The sequence below is a fragment of the Chloroflexota bacterium genome (assembly GCA_016875535.1).
Taxonomy (GTDB): domain Bacteria; phylum Chloroflexota; class Dehalococcoidia; order SHYB01; family SHYB01; genus VGPF01.
In genome coordinates this window covers 47,940-65,939 of sequence record VGPF01000006.1, presented here as the reverse complement: position 1 = coordinate 65,939, position 18,000 = coordinate 47,940, and the positions used below count along the sequence as shown (strand labels likewise).

The following is an 18,000-nucleotide window of genomic DNA, read 5'->3' as shown; positions in this document are numbered from 1 at the left end:
TCCCATGACCAATTTCCGCGTTATTTCCGCCGATTCCCACATCGTGGAACCGCCCAATCTATGGACCGACTATATCGCGCCTGCCTATAAGAGCCGCGCGCCGCACCTCGAGCGGATCGAGGGTGTTGACTACTTTATTGTTGAAGGGAACAGGATTGGGCCTCCCTACGGCTATTGCCAGGCCGGCATGGGCGAGGTGAAGGACAAGACATGGGCCGGAGTCTACAAAGGCGGGTACCAGCCGAAGGCGCGTTTGGATGACTTGGCGAAGGACGGCATTGACGCCGATGTGATCTACCCCTCGGTGGGCTTGCGCATGTACGCGATGAGCGACCCGGAGCTGAAGACGGCATGCTTCAACGCGTATAACCGGTGGATGGGCGATTTCTGCAAGGCCTTTCCCGACCGGCTGAAGGCCCTGGCGATGGTGGACCTGGCCGATGCCGACCGGGCCGCGAAGGAGCTGCGCGAGGCGAAGAAAGTCGGCCTGGCCGGGGTGATGATCACGGTGGAGCCTTCGGAATCGAGCATCTTCGGCGGGAAGACGCTGGACCCGTTCTGGGCGGCGGCGCAGGAGATGGAGATGCCGGTGAGCATGCACGTCCTCTCCAACCAGCGGGCCATCAATCAGACCTCGGAGATCGAATCGGTGCTGCACCACACGATCATCGAGCGGATGCTGGCGACGATGATCTTCGGCGGGCTCTTTATCCGGTTCCCCAAGCTCAAGATTGTCTCGGCGGAGAACGATGCCGGATGGGCCCCGTATCTGATGGAGCGGATGGACTATATCGGCGGGAACGTCCACCGGCAGGCCTATATGAAGCATGCGCTCATCGGCACGGGGAAGAGCCCCAGCGATTGCTTCAAGCAGAGCGTCTACCTGACGTTCATGCGGGATTTTTCGGGCGTCTACATCCGCAACCTGGTGGGCGTCTCGAACCTGATGTGGTCGAGCGACTACCCGCACCGGGACAGCACGTGGCCGAACTCCCAGCAGGTGATCGCGAAGCTCTTCGCCCAGGCGAACGAGGCGGACAAGCGGGCGATCCTGGTGACGAACGCAGCGAGGCTTTATGGATTCAGCGTGAAGAATTAGGGGGCGACCTCTCCCTCTTTTCCCTCACGTAGCTCGCGGACGAGCACAGCTCATACGCATTAGCCCATGCCATCGGCATGGCACCCGAAGGGAGGGAGCCTTTGTTGATCACGGCCGATGCTGCTTTCAAGATCAGCCTGGACCAGCGAAGTGCCTCCTTCCCTCGAAGCGGGAAGAGACACACCCCGATCCGGCATCGGGGACTCGGTGCGCATATGTCTGCCGGAGTACCGATGGTGTAGGTATATTTTCTCTGGAAGAGCGGGGGCAGACGAGAGCACGTAGGGAGTCAGATGCACCTGAAGCAGTTGAACGAGGGGCCGTGCAGAACGTATCTCATCGGCTCCGAGAAGTCGCGGCAGGCGGCGCTGGTGGACCCGGTGCTGGACCGGGTGGACGAGTACCTGAGGCTGCTTAAGCGCGAGAAGTGGCGGCTGGCCTGCATCATTGACACGCACACCCACGCCGACCATATCTCGGGCGGGCCGGCCTTGCGGGACCGGACGCAGGCGCCCTATGTGATGGACCCGAACGCCCGGGCGAAGTGCCCGAATCACCGGGTCCGCGACGGCGAACGATTGAAGGTGGGCGATGTCACCATCCGCGTGCTGGCGACGCCGGGTCACACGAACGACAGCATCACGTTGGTTGTGGACGGTCATCTGCTGACCGGCGACTTCCTCTTCATCGGCGACCAGGGGGCGGGACGGACGGACCTGCCGACGGGGGATGCGGGAGAGCACTTCGAGAGCCTGCAGAAGCTGAAAGAGTTCAGCGACAAGACGATCGTGCTGCCGGCCCATGACTATGAGGGGCATGCGCAGTCAACCATGGGGGCGGAGCGCACAGCGAACCTCAGGCTCAGGTTCACATCGAAGCAGACGTATAGGGATTGGCTCAAGAGGCAGGCGCAGCCGACGCCGGAGTGGATGCTGAAGGTGGTGCAGGAGAACTATGCCTGCTCCCAGCGCCCGGGCAAGGAATGGATACCGGTTGATTCGCCGATGTGCGCCGTGGGCGGGTCGCTGACGCTTGGGGTGGACGGCCAGCAGGTGCGGACGATGACGCCGGAAGAGGCGAAGAGGCGCATCGAAGGAACGGGGGCGCTGGCGCTGGATGTGCGGGAGCCCGATGAGTATACAGACGAGTTTGGGCATGTCCCAGGGAGCCGGCTCATCCCGGTAGGCCAAGTGGCACACCGCCTGGGTGAGCTGGAGGAGTTCCGCGGCAAGGAAATTATCACGATCTGCCGGAGCGGAGGCCGCTCCCTGACGGCGGCGGCTGTGCTGATGCAGGCGGGCTTCGGGAACGTAGCGTCTATGAGCGAGGGAATGATGGGTTGGAACCTGCGGAAGTACCCCATCGAGCGGGAGGCGAGGCCATCTCGCGGGCGCTAAGGGGAGCAGGCCATATCCCCTCTTTGGCCCTCTTTTCGCAAGGAGAGAGGCGACCGGAATCTGTTCTATGGGGCGATAGCAGCCTTGTCCGGCGAGCTACGGCAGGGGCAAGGATGAGGCCTTGGATATCGTAGGCCTTGGGCTGGTCTTCGGCGCGCTGGTGGGCCTGTGTCTGGGGCTGCTGGGCGCGGGCGGTTCGATCATCACGGTTCCCATCCTGGTCTACGCCCTTGACCTGACGGCGCACCAGGCGTCCGGGACTTCGCTCATCATCGTCGGGGCGGTTGCCATCTTGGGCGCGTCCATGCAGGTGCGGGCCAAGCGGGCGGACATCCGGACGGGGGTGACGGTGGGGGCCTGCGGCATCGCGGGGGCATTTCTGGGCGCGCGGCTCAATGCGCTGGCAGACGGCGAACTCATCTTGTTCCTGCTGGGGATCGTCTGCCTGGCCGCCTCTATCCGCATGGGACTAAGCATCCCGCGCCTGCCGGATCGCCCGCAGCGGCCGCCGGAGCCGCCATCGCTCTTGGGGCCGAAGGTGATCGCGGCAGGGATGACACTGGGGACGCTCTCCGGGTTCTTCGGCATCGGAGGCGGATTTCTCGTCGTTCCGCTCTTGGTGCTGTACTTCGGCATCCCGATGCGGTGGGCGAGCGGGACATCGCTCATCGTCATCGCGATCAATTCGGCGGCGGGATTCTTGGGGCACCTGAGCTTCGGCGAGGTGCGCTTCGATGCGGCGGGACCGATGCTGGGCGGAGGCGTGCTGGGTGTGCTGGCGGGGACGCGGCTGACGGGGCGCATGAAGGAGCGCGTCCTGCGAGGGCTCTTCGCGCTGATGTTGATCGCCATCAGCGGCTACCTCATCGCCAGGAATTACGATTTCGCGTCGTAGAGGTCAGGCCGGGCGCTTGGCCTCGTTCTCGGCGAGGGACTTGAGGTTCTCCAGGGTTTGCTGCATCCCGCGCGATACGGCGCGGCCGCGGGTGAGGGCGTAGGGCGGACCCAGGAGGATGTTAGAAATCGTGCCCAAGTCCACGATTACTTCATGAGTCACACGGGTCCCTTTCCCCTCGCCGCTCAGGCGGAACCACCACTGGATGCGCTTGGGCTTAGGCGCGCTGGGCGGCATGGAGGTCCAGGAGAAGAGGCGCGGCGGCTCGTAGGAGACGACCTCTGACTGGGAGACGAACTTGGAGCGCATGCCGGGGCCCATGGGGATATCTTCATCGGCCTCGAACTTCGTCCCGACCTTCACCGGGCCATCGGTGAGCTTGCGGATGGCCTTCACTTCGCCGCTGCCCGCCAGCTTCACATGCTGCGTGAGGTCTCCGGCGAGTCTGAAGACGGTCTCCATAGGGGCGTTGACGACGATCTCTTTGCGCACATGGAAGCCTCCCATCACAGATCTCCTTTCACAATTCTCCCTCATGCATGGCATACATGGCTGGCGGTCTTTCCCCGCTCTCTCGTTTGCGCTGCCGCGCGGTCTCCGCGGCGCGCTTGACCTGGGCAAGGGTTCTGCCCATGCCTTCGGCGATGGCCTGGGCGCGCTGGGCGGCGTTGATAGGGCGATAGGGTAGCTCGGCCATGGGGCCGAGGTCAATCTCCACATCGTGGATAAGGCGGGTATGGCCGTCCGTTGGGATGAGGCGGAACCACCACTGGATGCGCTCCGGGCGGAAGGGGCTGGCGGGAACGGAAATCCAGGAGATGAGCCGGGGAGGATCGTAGGCGACGATCTCCGAGGTGGCGACGACCTGCTGGCGCATGCCGAGGAGGGTGGATTCCTCTTCGGCTTCGAAGCGCGCGCCGGGACCGATGGGCCCCTGGCTCACCATGCGTATGCGGACGATCTCGCCGCTGCCCGCAAACTCGGGATGGCGGGGGACATCGCCGACGATGGCGAAGACTTCATCGAGGCTTGCCCTGATGACGATCTCGCGCCTGTCACGGAAGAGCATCGGCGCACGCTCCTGCGATACAATGTCCTGATAGATAGCCGCGGCTCCCCTGCATTGTGCCACAGCTATGCTAGTATGCGCCAAAACCGCCCAGTTTCCCCAGGAGGCACCGATGAGCGTGAAGGCACCGCCCAAACTGAATGTCGTCTCGTCCGATTCCCACGTGGTGGAGCCGCCGGACCTGTGGCAAAGGCACATCGAGCCGAAGTACCGGGATCGCGCGCCGCATCTGAAGCGCGGGGAGAAGGGGGACGTGCACTGGTGTGATGGCGGCGTGACGCTGGTGGATGTGGCGTTGCTCTCTTCCGGCGGGAAGAACCCGGAGGAGATTGACCTGGATACGGCGCGGTACGACCGGGATGTGCGGAAGGGCGGCTACGACCCGAAGGCGCGCCTGGCGGATATGGCGATGGACGGGATAGACGCGGAGGTCCTATACCCGACGCTCGGCCTGCGGATGTACGAGATCCAGGACCTGGGCTACCGGAAGGCCTGCTTTGAGGCGTACAACCGGTGGCTTGCCGAGGAATATGTGAAGGGGCATCGAGACATCTTTCGGGGCGTGGCGATGGTGACGCTGGACGATATCCCGTGGTCCGTGGAGGAGGCGCGAAAGGCGAAGAAGGCGGGACTCGACGGGCTGATGATTTCCGTGACCTCGCACGACCGGCGCTACGAGAGCACGGTCTTTGACCCGGTGTGGGCAGTGGCGGAGGAGTTGGAGATGCCGGTGACGATGCACCTGGCGACGATGCGGAGCAAGATGGTGCTGGAGACGCCGCCGGACACGATCGAGATGTGCCTGGAGGCGGCGTGGACGCTGGGGACGCTCATCTTCAGCGGGGTCTTTCTCCGGTTTCCGAAGCTGAAGGTAATCTCGGCGGAGAATGATGCAGGCTGGATGGCCTACTACCTATGGCGATCGGACTTCAGCAAGGGCGGGAACCTGAAGAGGATCACCAGGGGACGAGGACATGCGCTGAGCAGTCAATCGCTGCTGCCGAGTGAAATCTTCCGGCGGAATGTCTATATGTCGTTCCAGCGGGATAGGTCGGCGGTGCAGATGCGGCAGCTGATCGGGCCGGACAACCTGATGTGGGGCGCGGACTATCCGCATCTTGAAGGGACGTGGCCCATATCGAGGCAGACGTTCGATTGGCTGTTCGCGGGGATACCTGAAGCAGATAAGCGGAAGATGATTCGGGATAATTGCGCGAAGCTGTACGGGTGGGAGATGTAGGGGCGCAGAATGCGCCCGATGGGGAGGGCTGGCCTCTCCGATGTATCGGAGCCCTTTGGGTAGGCCAGCCCCTACGGGGATGGTGGGTTGCGAAGGCAACCCAGGCGGCGTAGGCCCGTTCGTCGCGGCAATTACCATTGCCGCTTCTCAGAGCGACAGAGGGGTGCCCCGGTGCCGCACACGGTCCGAGCGGTCCGGACTCGTAAGACCGAGAGTCCTTCCGAAAGGACCGCGTTCGTCCGATGTAATCGGACCGCCCCTACGCGGATTTGGGCTGGTCTTCTGTCTTGGCAGGGGTGAGCCTGGCTTCCATCTTTTCGACGCGCTCGCGGAGGGCTTTGTTGTCCGTGGAGAGCTTATCGAGGTCTTCACGGAGCTTGGTGACCTCTTCCTTGCCCTTGGAGCCCTGGCGGATGCTGGCGACGGCCTCCTTGAAGCGGCGGCGGACGCGCCCGTCTACCTCTCGGTCCACCTGGGCCGAGAGGCGGCCGATGGCCTTGCCATCGCCGAGGGATTCGAGGGCGACAGCGGTGCGGAGGCGAACGCGAAGCTGGGGGTCGGCCAGGTAGTCGGTGAGGAAGTCCACGGTCTCTTTCTTGTCCTCGCCGAGCCTGGCGACGGTGGAAATGGCCTCCATGCGAACGGGCTCGGAGTGGCCGTACTTGGACCACTCCTTCGCTACCTCTAGGCCGCGCTCGTCTTTCAGGTCGGCGAGGCCAGTGAGGGCGCCGCTACGGATGACGTCCATGAAGGAGTCCTTGGCCATGGTCTTTTTGAGGACGTCAAGGGCCTTGGGGGACTTGATCTTGCCGAGGGTGTGGGCCGCCGCGCCTTCCACGAAGTAGCTCTCATCGCCATGCTCGAGGATCTTAACCATGGCATCGGCGACGGCCTCTTCCTTAAACTCGGCGAGGGCGTTGACGACGGCCCTGCGGGCCTTGGGGTGCTTGACGGCGAGGCATCCGATGAGGGCGGCGCCGGCGGCCCTGGACTTGACGGCGCCGAGGGCGTCAGCAGCTTCAGCGGCAACGCCCCAGAACGCGTCCGTCATGACGGCGTTCTTGAGGGCGTCTATGCAGTCCTGGGAGCCGACCTTGGCGAGGGCGTGGGCGGCGGTGATCCGGCCCATGCAATCGGGGTCTTTCTTGAGGCGGTAGAGGTGCATCTCCTTGGGGGCCTCTTCTTCCAGGGTCTTGAGGATGCGGTTGCTCGGATCGAAGCGGGCCATGAGGGGCTTCTTCTCCAAGGGGATGTGGTAGCGGTGCTCTTTCTCTTCAAGGTTGAACTTGAAGCTCTTGCTGCCGCCTTCCCAGTGGAAGTCCACAACGACGGGCATATGGAAGATGGAGGTTTCGGCGTCAGCCTCCTGGGTCTGGGCGATGACGACGGTGGCGAGCTTGGTGTCATCGTCCCAGGCGTAGGAGACCTTGAAATTGGGGTGGCCGGCCTTGTGGACCCACTGATCGAAGAATCGCTCCATGGTCTTGCCCGTGGTCTCTTCGATGGCGCGGCGGAGGTCTTCCGTGTCCACAACGCCGTTACGGTGCTTCTCCACGTAGCGCTTGATGGAGCGGAAGAAGAGATCATCGCCCAGGAGGTAGCGGAGCATATGAAGGACCAAGGAGCCCTTCTCGTAGAGGTGGCGATCGAAGAGTTCGACGGGATCGTCATAGACGCGGGTGACGATGGGGCGGCGGTAGCGGCCGCCATCTTCGCCGAAGTAGTTCTGAGCGTTGTGGAACATCTCCAGCTTAAACTCGTCCTCGCCCAGGTGCTGCTCCGTGAAGAGGGCTTCAAAGTAGGTGGCGAAGCCTTCGTTGAGCCAGGCGTGGGACCAGTCCTTGCAGGTGAGGAGGTCGCCGAACCACTGGTGGGCGAGCTCGTGGGCGACGAGGGGGTCGGCGGTGAAATCGAGGTGGGCGCGGGCATCATGGAGGACCATATCGGTGAGGGTGGTGGCCGAGGTGTTCTCCATGCCGCCGAAGATGAAGTCTTCCACGCAGATCTGGTCGTATTTGTCCCAGGGGTAGGGAATGCCGATGAGCTTTTGGAAGACGTCCATGGCCTTGGGCGTGTTGCCGAGGGTGCGGCGGGCCTTCTCCTCCATGCCCGGAGGGACGTAGTACCGCATAGGGATGCCGTTCTTGGAGTCATCCAGCTCCACGAACTCACCGGCGGCGAGGGTGATGAGGTAGGTGACGTGGGGCTGTTGCTGGCTCCAGTGGTAGGTCTTGGTCCCGTGGGCCTGATTGTGGGTGGTCTTGACGAGCTTGCCGTTGGAGAGGGCGAACCATTTTTCGGGGACGGTGGCGATGACCTCGCTGGTGGCGCGCAGGTTGGGGAAGTCATAGCAGGGCGCCCAGTAGCGGGTGTCCATATCTTCGCCCTGGGTCCAGATCTGCGGCATTTTGCCGGGATAGCCCGCATCCGGCCCGACGAAGTAGAGGCCCTTGCGGGGATGGCCCTCATAGTCCACAGCAAGGGTGACTTGCTGACCGGCCTTGAGGGCGGAGGCGAACTTGACGCGGAAGGTCTCGTTGCCCGGGTCGAATTCGAGGCTCTGCGAGCCGTTGAGTTTGACGCCGAGGATCTTGAGGTCTACCGCGTCCAGGGTGACGCTTTCCAGGCCGTCTAGGACGGGCGAGAGGGTGAGGGAGCTGGTGCCGGTAATCTTGCCCTTGGGATGATCTATTGCGACTTCTATCTTGATGTGGTGGAGATTGAACTGCTTATCGCGGGTGTACTTGGGCTTGGCGCCGGGCATGGGGAAGGGCTTGCGGCCGGAGAAGGCGGAGGCCGACTCCAGATGGCGATTGCAGTAGTCGGACCAGTGGAAAAAGGCCATAAAGGCTCCTTGGAAGGTTCACGTGGCGCGGAGCATTGTAGCAAAAAGCGAGCGGGGACAGGGTTCATGGAGCAGGGGGCAAGCGTAAGAAAACGGAAACGGGAAGGAGGTCAGTTGCGGCGGAGGTAGAGGAGGAACTCTTGCTCCTGGACGACGCGGCGCTCTTTGAGGCAGAGGATGGCGTACTGGCTGAACATGCGGGCGAGGCTGGCGTTCTCCAGGACATCGGCGCCGAGGGTGACTTTGACTGGGGATGCGCCGAGGTCAACGAGAAGCTTGCGCTTGTCTTCGTGATCAATGACAAGCTGAATGGGAATGCCGGAGGAGGCCTCTATCTTCTCTTTGAGTTTTTGGAGGAATTCTGCGTCTTCCATGGTGATGCTCTCATTGTACAACCGACCTTGGTAATAGCAGCGGGGCCGGCATGTAGTTTGTGTTGCCGACCTCTTGCTGTGATACACTAGCCACGCTTTCACACGGCACTGTTCACAGGCCGCCGGCGCCGGATGCGAACGCCCCACATGCCTGTCGCAATCTCGGAAACGAATCTGCCGCATCTCTCCCATCGGGGGAAGGTGCGTGACATCTATGACCTCGGCGACGCCCTGCTGATTGTCGCGACGGACCGCCTGTCAGCCTTCGACGTGGTGCTGCCGGACGGCATCCCGGAAAAGGGCGTGGTGCTGACGGAGCTTTCCAACTTCTGGTTCCAGAAGCTGGGGCCTATCATCCCGAACCACTTCCTGGCGATGGGCTACGAGCAGGCGAGGGTGGGGAAGTATTTTCCCAAGCTGCCCCATGAGATCGCGCGGCGCGCGATGCTGGTGAAAAAGGCGAAGCCGCTTCCGGTGGAGTGCGTGGTGCGGGGCTACCTGGCCGGTTCGGCGTGGGGCGAGTACAAGAAGCAGGGGACGATCTGCGGGGCGCCCGCGCCGAAAGGGCTGACGGAGAGCCAGCGCTTCGGCGAGCCGATGTTCACGCCGACGACGAAGGCGACGAAGGGCCACGACGAGAATATCTCGTTCGCCGAGGTGGAGCGGCTCATCGGCAAGACGTTGGCGGCACACGTGCGCGAGGCGGCGGTGGCGCTCTATACGGCGGGGCACGCCTATACCGAGAGCCGGGGTATCCTGATCGCGGATACCAAGTTCGAGTTCGGCATGTTGGATCACAAGCTCATCTTGATTGACGAGGCGCTGACGCCGGATTCGAGCAGATTCTGGTCGGCGGTGGACTACAAGCCGGGGAGAGCGCAGGAGCCGCTGGACAAGCAGTACGTGCGCGATTGGCTGAACGCCAGCGGGTGGAACAAGGAGCCGCCGGGGCCTCGCCTGCCGCAAGAGGTGATCGAGCAGACGGCGAAGCGGTACAAAGAAGTCTATCAACGGCTGACAGGGCGTCCGCTGCCGACAGGAGTTTGATAGAGTCGGATCTTATTTCCTCTCTTTCGTTCCCTGCCGCGTGGCTCAAGGGTGGGCACAGTTCATTGGGATGAAGAAAGAGAGAGGGCTTGGAATAGGAAAATCGCCATGATGTACCTCGCGAAGATCTACGTGACGCTGAAGCCGACGGTGAACGACCCGCAGGGCGTTACCGTCAAGGGCGGGCTGCAGAGCTTGGGATTCAAATCGGTGCAGAGCGTGCGCGTAGGCAAGTTTCTAGAGGTGCAGATAGAGGCGGGGAGCAAAGAGGCGGCAGCGGCCCAGGCGCAGGATATGTGCAAGAAGCTCCTGGCGAATCCAGTGGTTGAACTGTTCCGATACGAGATAGAGGAAGTGAAGAGGTAGGAACGTAGGAAGATAGAGATGGCGAAGAAGACGGTAAGAGACATCAACGTCGCGGATAAGCGGGTGCTGGTACGCGTTGACTTCAACGTGCCGCTGGACCGAGAGACGAATGCTATCACGGATGACAGTCGTATCCGGGAGGCGCTGCCGACGATCACCTACCTCATCGGGCAAAAGGCCAAGGTGATTCTCTGCTCGCACCTGGGACGGCCGAAGGGGCCGAATCCAAAGGAAAGCCTGGCGCCGACGGCAAAGCGGCTCAGCGAGCTCTTAGGCAGGCCGGTGCAGATGGCGAAGGACTGCATCGGGCCTGAGGCGGAGGCGATGGCGAAGGCGCTTCCCGCGGGCGGCGTGCTGATCCTGGAGAATGTGCGCTTCCATCCCCAGGAGGAGAAGAACGACCCGGCGTTCGCGAAGGCGCTGGCCTCTCTGGCGGAGGCCTACGTGGACGACGCCTTCGGGTCGGCGCACCGGGCGCATGCCTCCACGGAGGGCGTGACGAAGCACCTGCCATCGGTGGCCGGCTTTCTGATGGAGAAGGAGATGAGGTTCCTTCTGAATGCGGTGACGAATCCGGAGCGGCCGATGGCGGCTGTGGTGGGCGGGGCGAAGGTGAGCGATAAGCTGGCGATGCTGGAGCATATGGCGGACCGGGTGGATGCGATGATGATCGGGGGCGGGATGTGCGCCACGTTCTTCAAGGCGCGGGGCTATGAGATCGGGACCTCGCTGCTGGAGGCGGAGATGATGGCGAAGGCATCAGCAGTGGAGGCGAAGGCGAAGCGGCGGGGGATCCCGCTGCACTTGCCGGTGGACGTCGTCATCGGCGACAGGTTTGCAGCGGACGCCAATAGCAGAACGGTGGCCGCGAACGCCGTGCCCCCAGGCTGGATGATCCTAGACATCGGGCCGAAGACGGTGGAGCTGTTTGGCAACGAGCTGAATCGGCAGAAGACGGTGGTCTGGAACGGACCGATGGGCGTCTTTGAGATGCCGAAGTTCGCGGCCGGGACGGAAGGGGTGGCGAAGGCGATAGCGAGCCTGAAGGCGACGACGATCGTGGGCGGCGGCTCGACGGCTGAGGCGATCCACAAGCTGAGGCTTGAGGGGAAGATCACCCACGTCTCCACGGGAGGAGGCGCTTCATTGGAGATACTGGAAGGGAAGACGCTGCCGGGTGTGGCCGCGCTGATGGATAAGTGAAGGAGATTCATCCGACCTCTCTCCTAGTCTCTCCCCTGTGAACGGTGAGGTACGGCTCTGAGAGCGGGCTAGATAAGGTAAAGCGATGTCATTCCCATATATCACAGAGATAGCGCAACAGACGCCATCCAAGATCGTGCTGCTGGTGGCCGATGGGCTCGGCGGTTTCCCGAACGAGACGGGGAAGTCCGAGCTGGAGACGGCCAAGACGCCGAACTTGGATAGGCTGGCGGCGGAGAGTGCCCTTGGGCTGACCATCCCCGCTTTCCCAGGGGTCGCCGTGGGCAGCGGCGTGGGACACCTGGCGCTCTTTGGCTATGACCCGCTGAAGCATCTCATCAAGCGCGGCGTGATGGAGGCGCTGGGATCGGGGATCGAGCTGGAGAAGGGCGAAGTGGCGGCGCGCGGGAACTTCTGCACGGTGGATGCGGCGGGGATCGTGACCGATAGGCGCGCCGGGCGCATCCCAACGGAGGAGGCGATGCCGCTGGTGGAGCGGCTGAACGCGGCACAGCTGGAGGGCGCGAAGGTGAAGGTCTACCCGGTGAAGGATCACCGGTTCGTGGCGATCTTCAGCGGCGAGGGGCTGCTGGATGAGGTGAGCGACAGCGACCCGCAGCGGGAGGGGAAGCCGCCGCTGGAGGTGCGGGCGCTTGCGCCGGGCGCGGAGAAGATGGCGCGGGTGGCGAACCAGTTCTCGAAGCAGATGCGTGAGATCCTGGCGAAGGAGAAGCGGGCGAACATGGGCTTGGTGCGCGGCTTCTCCATGATGCCGAAGGTGCCGAGCATGGCGGAGCAGTTCCTGCTGAACCCGGCCTGCATCTCGGCCTACCCGATGTACCGGGGGCTTTCGCGGATAGTCGGCATGAAGATCCTGAACGGGGGAAACTCCTTCAAGGACGAGCTGGCGGCGCTGAAGCGGCACTGGGCTGAGCACGATTTCTTTTTTGTGCATTACAAGTACACGGATTCGGCGGGAGAGGACGGCGACTTCGCTCGGAAGGTGAAGATGATCGAGGAGTTCGACGCCTACCTGCCGGAGGTGCTTGGGATGAAGCCGGATGCGCTGGTGATCACGGGGGACCATTCGACGCCCGCGGTGCTGAAGGCGCATAGCTGGCACCCGGTGCCTATCTTGATCCACGGGAAATATTCCGGGAAGGACGGACTGCCGAAGTTCACGGAGCGGAATTGTGTGAGAGGCTCGTTGGGACAGATCCCCGGCTCGGCGGCGCTGGTGCTGGCGATGGCGAATGCGCTGAAGCTGAATAAATTCGGAGCATAGGGCAAGGCAGAGGGAGCAAGGAGCAGTCTTTGGGACGGATCCCACTTATCGCGGGCAACTGGAAGATGCACACGACGCTGGCCGATGCGAAGGCCCTGGCGGAGGAGCTGCGGCTGCAGCTTGACGCGCTCAGGGGCGTGGAGAAGCTGGTCTGCCCGCCGTTCGTCTCCATCCCATCGGTAGCGCATGTGCTCAGAGGCTCGACGGTGCAGGTTGGGGCGCAGAACATGCACTATGAGGCGAAGGGGGCGTTCACGGGAGAGGTGGCACCCGTGATGCTGAAGGGCTTCGCCGACTATGTGATCCTAGGCCATTCGGAGCGGCGGCAGTATTTCCATGAGGACGATGCGCTTATCAACAAGAAGATGCTGGCGGCGCTGGCCAACGGCCTGAAGCCGATCCTGTGCGTGGGGGAGCGGCTGGAGGAGCGCGAGGGCGGGAAGACGGAGGAGGTCATCACACGCCAGGTTCGCGGCGGGCTGGCGAACGTGCCTGCAAGCGAGGCGCTGGTGGTGGCATATGAGCCGGTCTGGGCCATCGGCACCGGGCGTGCGGCGACGGGGGCCATCGCGAATGAGACGATCGGCCTGATACGGCGGCTCATCGCGAAGCAATACGGCGAGGCCACGGCGCAGAAGATACGCATCCTCTACGGGGGAAGCGTGACGCCGCAGAATATCGCGGAGTTCATGGGCCAGCCGGAGATAGACGGCGGCCTGGTGGGCGGCGCGAGCCTGAAGGCGAGCGACTTCACGGCGCTGACGCGGCTGGCGGCAGAGGCGAAGCGGTAGCCCGTCCACGGGCTTGACCAACTATCGCAAATTTGCGATAGTGTGCCTGTGCACACCGTCGAGTTCTACCAAAACAAGAGTGGCCGGGAGCCAGTCCGGGATTACTATCTGGGGCTCAGCTCGACAGCCGAGCGCCTCTCTATCTACGGACACATCCTTCTGCTCAGGGAGTTCGGGTGGCGATTGCCACAGATGGGCGGTCAGCATGCCCGCCTCATAGATAAGGAGAGCCGCATCTATGAATTGAGGGCAGGCAAGCACCGGATCGCATATGCGCAATATCAAGGGCGATTCGTCCTACTGCACGCATGGCGAAAGAGTTCGCAGAAGCTGGACATCGCCGAAGCGCACATTGCGAGGAATCGCCTAGCAGCCTGGCTGGGGAGGTGAAGAGCATGGTTGTCAGTGTTCGAAAGGAGTTCCGGATGGGCACAAACTTCAGCGATTTTCTGGCGGAGCAACTGAAGAACGATCCTGAACTGGCATTGGAGTATCACAAGGCAGGTCCGCGTTTTGATGCCGTGATGCAACTCATCAAGGCCAGGAACAAGCTGGGCTTGACCCAGACGGAGCTGGCCAAGCGCATGGGCGTGCTTCCGCACGTGGTAAGCCGCCTGGAATCCATGGAGCATAGCCCGCGCCTTGATACCCTTGCCCACGCCGCGATAGTGATGGGCTATGACCTGCAGATCAAGTTTGCGAAAAAGCATGGGACGAGGAAGCAACCCCACAGAGATTCCCAGCCCGCGCTTCGCAAGAAGACGGCCTAGTGAACCCCCGGCTCATCCCAGTCGTCGCGATCGTGGGGCCGACGGCGGCGGGCAAGACCGAGCTTGGCGTCGCGCTGGCCCAGGCCTACGGTGGCGAGATCGTCAGCGCCGATAGCCGCCAGATATACCGGTTCATGGACATCGGCACGGGGAAGCCCACGGCGGCCCAGCGCGCCGAAGTCCCGCACCACCTGCTGGATATCATCAAGCCGGATGAAGAGTTCAGCGTGGCGCACTACCAGGAGATGGCGGGCGCGGCCATCGCGGACACCGAGCGGAGGGGCAAGTTTCCCTTCCTCGTCGGCGGCAGCGGGCAGTACGTCTGGTCGCTCCTGCAAGGCTTCCGCCTGCCGCAGGTCCCGCCGAAAGAGGCCCTGCGCAAGGAGCTTGCGGCCATCGCCGAAGAAGAAGGCGGCGTAGACTGGCTCTTCGCCCAACTGCAGGAGGCAGACCCCGTCGCCGCCACGCGCATTGACCCAAGGAACGTGCGCCGCGTCATCCGCGCCATCGAGGTGACGCGCGCCACGGGGGTGCCCTTCTCCCAGGTTGGCAAGGCGGAGCCGCCGCCCTACCGGACGCTCGTGGTTGGGCTTACTATGCCCCGCGAGGAGCTTTACCGGCGCGTGGATGCGCGCGTGGACAAGATGATGGAGGCGGGCTGGCTCGATGAAGTGCGCCGCCTCTTGGAGATGGGCTATTCACCCACACTGCCCGCGCTTTCAAGCCTAGGCTATGAAGAGCTGATCGCGCACCTGCGGGGCGAGGTAACGCTCCCCGTGGCGGTCGCGAAGATCAAGCAGCGTACCCGCCGCTATGCCGCTCACCAGTACACCTGGTTCCGCCCTGCCGATACGCGCATCAGATGGTTTGATGTGATGACTGCGCGCCAGGCAGAGATGGCCGAAGCCGTGGCGACCTTCCTTGGGAAGGCGTGCTGATGAGACTCGTGACGTTGCAATGGGATCGAACTCTTAACGAGTAAAACCAGAGAAGCTCCCCCTCTCTTTTGTTCTCTCCCGCCGGGGGAGAGAAGAGGAGAGACGCAAGCACGTTACGGCTTGAGAGTCGTGCTGCGCCACCGCTCGCCGACGTGTTCATGACGGCCGGCGACCATCGTATAGGCTGCGACGGCGCCTGAGAGGGCCAGAGCGTAGATAAGCAGAGAGGCTTCGACATCAAGTTTCCAGGCTAACGCGAGTGTCGCGCCGTAGAGGGTGAGGCTTGCCAGGAGGATATTGCGGGTGAGGAGAAAGACGGTGACTGCCGCCGCGATGCCGACACCGAGGGCGAGCGGGATAAGGGGCAGAAGCGTTCCGGCGGCGGTCGCGACGCCGCGGCCTCCCTTGAAGTGATGGAAGAGGGGCCAGTTGTGCCCTGCCACGGCGGCGATGCCCGCCAAGATCGCCGCGCCATCGCCGATGAAGCTTTGGGCGATCAGCATAGCGACGGCGCCTTTCCCGATGTCGCAGAGGAGCACGGCGAAGGCGGCCTTGAGCCCGTGGAGCCAGAAAGTGGTGGACGCCCCCGCGCCGTGGCGATGGAGGTAATCGGCCTCTCCCGGATCATGGGAGAGAAGGTTGGCGAAGGAAAGGGAGCCAAGGGCGTACCCGGTGATCACGGCAAGGCAGACTTCGAGTGGGTTCATGAGAATGGGACCAACGATGAAGCGCGCGAAGGCGCGGTGTTAGCGATTGTCCGGGTGAGCTAGTGCGTCTTTCAGTTTTGCAGAGGCAAACCCATCGTGCCGGGCTATTGTACACCTTCTCATGGTGATCTATGGGAGAGGAACCGCGGCAGATAGGGAGATATTCGGCCGAATGGGGGCGCGTGCCCAAGGGAGCGGGCGGCCCTGAGGGTACGCCCACCGCTGGTTGAGATCTCGAGGGCGCGGGGCACGCGCCCCTACTGGAGGCGGCTGGCGGCGGTGCCTCCATCCACCGGAATCATAGTTCCGGTGATGAAGGAGGAGTCGTCGGAGGCGAGGAAGAGGGCGACGGTGGCGATCTCTTCAGGCTCGCCGATGCGCCGGAGGGGGACATTCACGCCGAGACGTTTTTTATAGTCGTCCCCGGCATAGACCTGCTGGTGCTTCATGAGCCGGGGCGTGTTGATGGCCCCCGGGCAGATGGCATTGACCCGGATGCCCTTGGGGCCATAATCCAAGGCGGTGCACTTGGTGAGGCCCATGACGCCGTGCTTGGAGGCCGAATAGGCGGCCTGGTTTTCGCTGCCGCCAAGGCCAAGGGTGGAGGCGACGTTGATAATCGCGCCGCTGCCCTGAGCAACCATGTGCGGCAGGACGTGCTTGAGGGTGTAGTAGTAGCCCGTCAGGTTTGTCTCCAGCGTCTCCAGCCACTGCTGATCGGGCATCTGGCCCACGATCTCAGGGATAGCCGAATCTGGACGGTTGCGCGCCGCGTTGTTGTACAGGATGTCCACACGCCCGAAGGTCTGGAAGGTCTTTTCGACGAGGCGTCGGACCTGGTCCTGCCGCGCGACGTTGCAGGGGATGAAGGCCGCCTTGCCGCCGGCGGAACTGATCATATCGGCGGTCTTCAGGCCGCCCTCTTCATTGATATCGGCCACAGCGATGGAGGCCCCCTCCTTGGCAAAGAGAAGGGAGACGGCGCGGCCCTGGCCTGAGCCTCCGCCTGTCACGATGGCGACCTTGTCCTTCAGTTTCATGCGCCCCTCCGGTCAGGGAGTCGGCGGGATTATAGCAGAGGGGCCGCGACTATAATGCGCAGGCTATGAGCGGCACAACGCGCACGCATCATCCCACAGGGCGGGTGTCCATCGCTGTCTGCGTCGAGCCGGGCGGCTCCGCCGCGGAGGCCCAGCGCATCGCGGCAGAGCTGGGCCTGCCGCTGGTGAAAGGCGCGGCATCGGCGCGGTGCGAGATGCTGCTGACGGCGACGAGCGATTGCCTGGAGCTGCGTGTGCTCAGGGGAGAGGCGGCCATCAAGGGCGCGAAGCCTCTCTGGGTAGACCTGGAGGCGCTGGATATCACGTCAGGCGCGGGGCGCACCTTGCACCAGCCCATCGCCAAGGCAGTGGGACTCCGAGGGAAGAGAGAATCGCCGGTGACGGTGATAGAGGCCACGGCGGGTTGGGGAAAGGATGCCTGGCTCTTGGCGTCCCTAGGCTGCCGGGTGCTGGCGGTGGAGCGCAGCCCCATCGTGGCGGCGCTGCTGGCGGACGGCATCGCGCGCGCAGGGCGGCGACAGCCTGAGGCGCAGGGGCGCCTGCGCCTTCTCAAAGCAGACTCGCGGAGCCTGTTGAAGGCGATTGCGGCGCTGGGGCAAAGCGGCGCGAACGATGAGCTGCCGGAGGAGGCTCGCGACTTCCTGCGGCCGGACATCGTCTATCTTGACCCTATGTTCGCTGGGGCAGAGAGGCGGAAGACGGCGGATAAGTACCCGATGCGCGTGCTGCGGCGACTAGTGGGCGCAGACGAGGATGCGCGGGAGCTCTTTGAGGCGGCTCTGCAAGCGGCCACGAGGCGCGTGGTGGTGAAGCGCCCTGCCAAGCGGGCGATGGATCTCGGCGTGAGGCCGTCGGCTACGCACGAAGGGAAGGGCTTCTGCTTCGACGTGTATGCGCCGCGAATGAAATGAGG

The 18,000-nt window shown here is 63.3% G+C and carries 19 protein-coding genes; 13 read left to right on the top strand and 6 right to left on the bottom strand.

Features of this window, described 5'->3' with window-relative positions; all coding sequences use genetic code 11:
- The first annotated feature begins 4 nt into the window (after nucleotides 1-4).
- The 3 genes from FJ039_03515 to FJ039_03505 all read left to right on the top strand — a co-directional run bounded on the left by FJ039_03515 (nucleotide 5) and on the right by FJ039_03505 (nucleotide 3,391).
- A complete protein-coding gene (locus FJ039_03515) occupies nucleotides 5-1,099 on the top strand; it encodes an amidohydrolase (protein ID MBM4405238.1) in 1,095 nt (364 codons plus the stop codon).
- A gap of 293 nt (nucleotides 1,100-1,392) precedes the next feature.
- On the top strand, nucleotides 1,393-2,496 hold the full coding sequence (locus tag FJ039_03510) for an MBL fold metallo-hydrolase (GenBank protein ID MBM4405237.1): 1,104 nt from the start codon (nucleotides 1,393-1,395) through the stop codon (nucleotides 2,494-2,496).
- A gap of 121 nt (nucleotides 2,497-2,617) precedes the next feature.
- Entirely contained in the window at nucleotides 2,618-3,391 is a 774-nt protein-coding gene (locus FJ039_03505; GenBank protein ID MBM4405236.1) for a sulfite exporter TauE/SafE family protein, read from the top strand.
- Between the two features lie 3 nt (nucleotides 3,392-3,394).
- Here FJ039_03505 and FJ039_03500 read toward each other — a convergent pair whose 3' ends face one another.
- Together FJ039_03500 and FJ039_03495 are read right to left on the bottom strand one after the other, a co-directional pair.
- Nucleotides 3,395-3,937 carry an SRPBCC family protein gene (locus FJ039_03500; protein ID MBM4405235.1) on the bottom strand — a complete coding sequence of 181 codons (543 nt, stop codon included), beginning with the start codon at nucleotides 3,935-3,937 and terminating at the stop codon, nucleotides 3,395-3,397.
- Nucleotides 3,912-4,658: an SRPBCC family protein gene (locus tag FJ039_03495; protein MBM4405234.1), complete on the bottom strand. Its 747-nt coding sequence runs from the start codon at nucleotides 4,656-4,658 to the stop codon at nucleotides 3,912-3,914. The genes FJ039_03500 and FJ039_03495 overlap by 26 nt, the downstream gene beginning before the upstream one ends.
- On the opposite strand from FJ039_03495, the gene FJ039_03490 reads away from it, so the two are divergent.
- A complete protein-coding gene (locus FJ039_03490) occupies nucleotides 4,528-5,700 on the top strand; it encodes an amidohydrolase (GenBank protein MBM4405233.1) in 1,173 nt (390 codons plus the stop codon). The genes FJ039_03495 and FJ039_03490 overlap by 131 nt on opposite strands.
- 259 nt (nucleotides 5,701-5,959) lie before the next feature.
- Here the strand turns inward: FJ039_03490 and FJ039_03485 are convergent, their stop codons facing one another.
- A complete protein-coding gene (locus tag FJ039_03485) occupies nucleotides 5,960-8,545 on the bottom strand; it encodes a hypothetical protein (GenBank protein MBM4405232.1) in 2,586 nt (861 codons plus the stop codon).
- Between the two features lie 110 nt (nucleotides 8,546-8,655).
- The gene (locus tag FJ039_03480; GenBank protein MBM4405231.1) at nucleotides 8,656-8,919 is read right to left on the bottom strand and encodes a hypothetical protein; all 264 of its coding nucleotides are present in this window, start codon (nucleotides 8,917-8,919) and stop codon (nucleotides 8,656-8,658) included.
- A 147-nt stretch (nucleotides 8,920-9,066) separates the two neighbouring features.
- On the opposite strand from FJ039_03480, the gene FJ039_03475 reads away from it, so the two are divergent.
- The 8 genes from FJ039_03475 (at nucleotide 9,067) to miaA (ending at nucleotide 15,319) form a co-directional block, all read left to right on the top strand.
- Nucleotides 9,067-9,966, top strand: coding sequence for a phosphoribosylaminoimidazolesuccinocarboxamide synthase (locus tag FJ039_03475; protein ID MBM4405230.1), 900 nt, complete (start codon nucleotides 9,067-9,069; stop codon nucleotides 9,964-9,966).
- A 111-nt stretch (nucleotides 9,967-10,077) separates the two neighbouring features.
- Nucleotides 10,078-10,332, top strand: coding sequence for a phosphoribosylformylglycinamidine synthase subunit PurS (gene purS / locus FJ039_03470; GenBank protein MBM4405229.1), 255 nt, complete (start codon nucleotides 10,078-10,080; stop codon nucleotides 10,330-10,332).
- Between the two features lie 18 nt (nucleotides 10,333-10,350).
- Nucleotides 10,351-11,535, top strand: coding sequence for a phosphoglycerate kinase (locus FJ039_03465; GenBank protein ID MBM4405228.1), 1,185 nt, complete (start codon nucleotides 10,351-10,353; stop codon nucleotides 11,533-11,535).
- 85 nt (nucleotides 11,536-11,620) lie between these two features.
- Nucleotides 11,621-12,820, top strand: a complete 1,200-nt coding sequence (locus FJ039_03460; GenBank protein ID MBM4405227.1) for a 2,3-bisphosphoglycerate-independent phosphoglycerate mutase — start codon at nucleotides 11,621-11,623, stop codon at nucleotides 12,818-12,820.
- Nucleotides 12,821-12,849: 29 nt separating this feature from the next.
- A complete protein-coding gene (locus FJ039_03455) occupies nucleotides 12,850-13,611 on the top strand; it encodes a triose-phosphate isomerase (GenBank protein ID MBM4405226.1) in 762 nt (253 codons plus the stop codon).
- A 30-nt stretch (nucleotides 13,612-13,641) separates the two neighbouring features.
- Nucleotides 13,642-14,001, top strand: coding sequence for a hypothetical protein (locus tag FJ039_03450; protein MBM4405225.1), 360 nt, complete (start codon nucleotides 13,642-13,644; stop codon nucleotides 13,999-14,001).
- A complete protein-coding gene (locus tag FJ039_03445; GenBank protein ID MBM4405224.1) occupies nucleotides 13,920-14,381 on the top strand; it encodes a helix-turn-helix transcriptional regulator in 462 nt (153 codons plus the stop codon). Before FJ039_03450 ends, FJ039_03445 begins: the two co-directional genes overlap by 82 nt.
- On the top strand, nucleotides 14,381-15,319 hold the full coding sequence (miaA, locus tag FJ039_03440; GenBank protein ID MBM4405223.1) for a tRNA (adenosine(37)-N6)-dimethylallyltransferase MiaA: 939 nt from the start codon (nucleotides 14,381-14,383) through the stop codon (nucleotides 15,317-15,319). Before FJ039_03445 ends, miaA begins: the two co-directional genes overlap by 1 nt.
- A gap of 113 nt (nucleotides 15,320-15,432) precedes the next feature.
- Here miaA and FJ039_03435 read toward each other — a convergent pair whose 3' ends face one another.
- Nucleotides 15,433-16,026: a glycerol-3-phosphate acyltransferase gene (locus FJ039_03435; GenBank protein MBM4405222.1), complete on the bottom strand. Its 594-nt coding sequence runs from the start codon at nucleotides 16,024-16,026 to the stop codon at nucleotides 15,433-15,435.
- 257 nt (nucleotides 16,027-16,283) lie between these two features.
- Nucleotides 16,284-17,066, bottom strand: a complete 783-nt coding sequence (locus tag FJ039_03430) for a glucose 1-dehydrogenase (GenBank protein ID MBM4405221.1) — start codon at nucleotides 17,064-17,066, stop codon at nucleotides 16,284-16,286.
- Nucleotides 17,067-17,131: 65 nt separating this feature from the next.
- Between FJ039_03430 and FJ039_03425 the strand changes: the two genes are divergently transcribed.
- A complete protein-coding gene (locus tag FJ039_03425) occupies nucleotides 17,132-17,998 on the top strand; it encodes an rRNA methyltransferase (GenBank protein MBM4405220.1) in 867 nt (288 codons plus the stop codon).
- The last annotated feature ends 2 nt before the right edge of the window (nucleotides 17,999-18,000 follow it).

Coding starts and splice junctions, on each gene's coding strand:
- FJ039_03475 (MBM4405230.1), top strand. CDS start 9,067: ATGCCTGTCGCAATCTCGGAAACGAATCTGCCGCATCTCTCCCATCGG.
- FJ039_03430 (MBM4405221.1), bottom strand. CDS start 17,066: ATGAAACTGAAGGACAAGGTCGCCATCGTGACAGGCGGAGGCTCAGGC.
- purS (MBM4405229.1), top strand. CDS start 10,078: ATGTACCTCGCGAAGATCTACGTGACGCTGAAGCCGACGGTGAACGAC.
- FJ039_03445 (MBM4405224.1), top strand. CDS start 13,920: ATGGCGAAAGAGTTCGCAGAAGCTGGACATCGCCGAAGCGCACATTGC.
- FJ039_03515 (MBM4405238.1), top strand. CDS start 5: ATGACCAATTTCCGCGTTATTTCCGCCGATTCCCACATCGTGGAACCG.
- FJ039_03480 (MBM4405231.1), bottom strand. CDS start 8,919: ATGGAAGACGCAGAATTCCTCCAAAAACTCAAAGAGAAGATAGAGGCC.
- FJ039_03425 (MBM4405220.1), top strand. CDS start 17,132: ATGAGCGGCACAACGCGCACGCATCATCCCACAGGGCGGGTGTCCATC.
- FJ039_03465 (MBM4405228.1), top strand. CDS start 10,351: ATGGCGAAGAAGACGGTAAGAGACATCAACGTCGCGGATAAGCGGGTG.
- FJ039_03490 (MBM4405233.1), top strand. CDS start 4,528: ATGCTAGTATGCGCCAAAACCGCCCAGTTTCCCCAGGAGGCACCGATG.
- FJ039_03435 (MBM4405222.1), bottom strand. CDS start 16,026: ATGAACCCACTCGAAGTCTGCCTTGCCGTGATCACCGGGTACGCCCTT.
- FJ039_03485 (MBM4405232.1), bottom strand. CDS start 8,545: ATGGCCTTTTTCCACTGGTCCGACTACTGCAATCGCCATCTGGAGTCG.
- FJ039_03510 (MBM4405237.1), top strand. CDS start 1,393: ATGCACCTGAAGCAGTTGAACGAGGGGCCGTGCAGAACGTATCTCATC.
- FJ039_03495 (MBM4405234.1), bottom strand. CDS start 4,658: ATGTGCCTTTGCCACAGGTCCGGCGGCTCCACCACGTGGGAATCGGAC.
- FJ039_03500 (MBM4405235.1), bottom strand. CDS start 3,937: ATGCCATGCATGAGGGAGAATTGTGAAAGGAGATCTGTGATGGGAGGC.
- FJ039_03460 (MBM4405227.1), top strand. CDS start 11,621: ATGTCATTCCCATATATCACAGAGATAGCGCAACAGACGCCATCCAAG.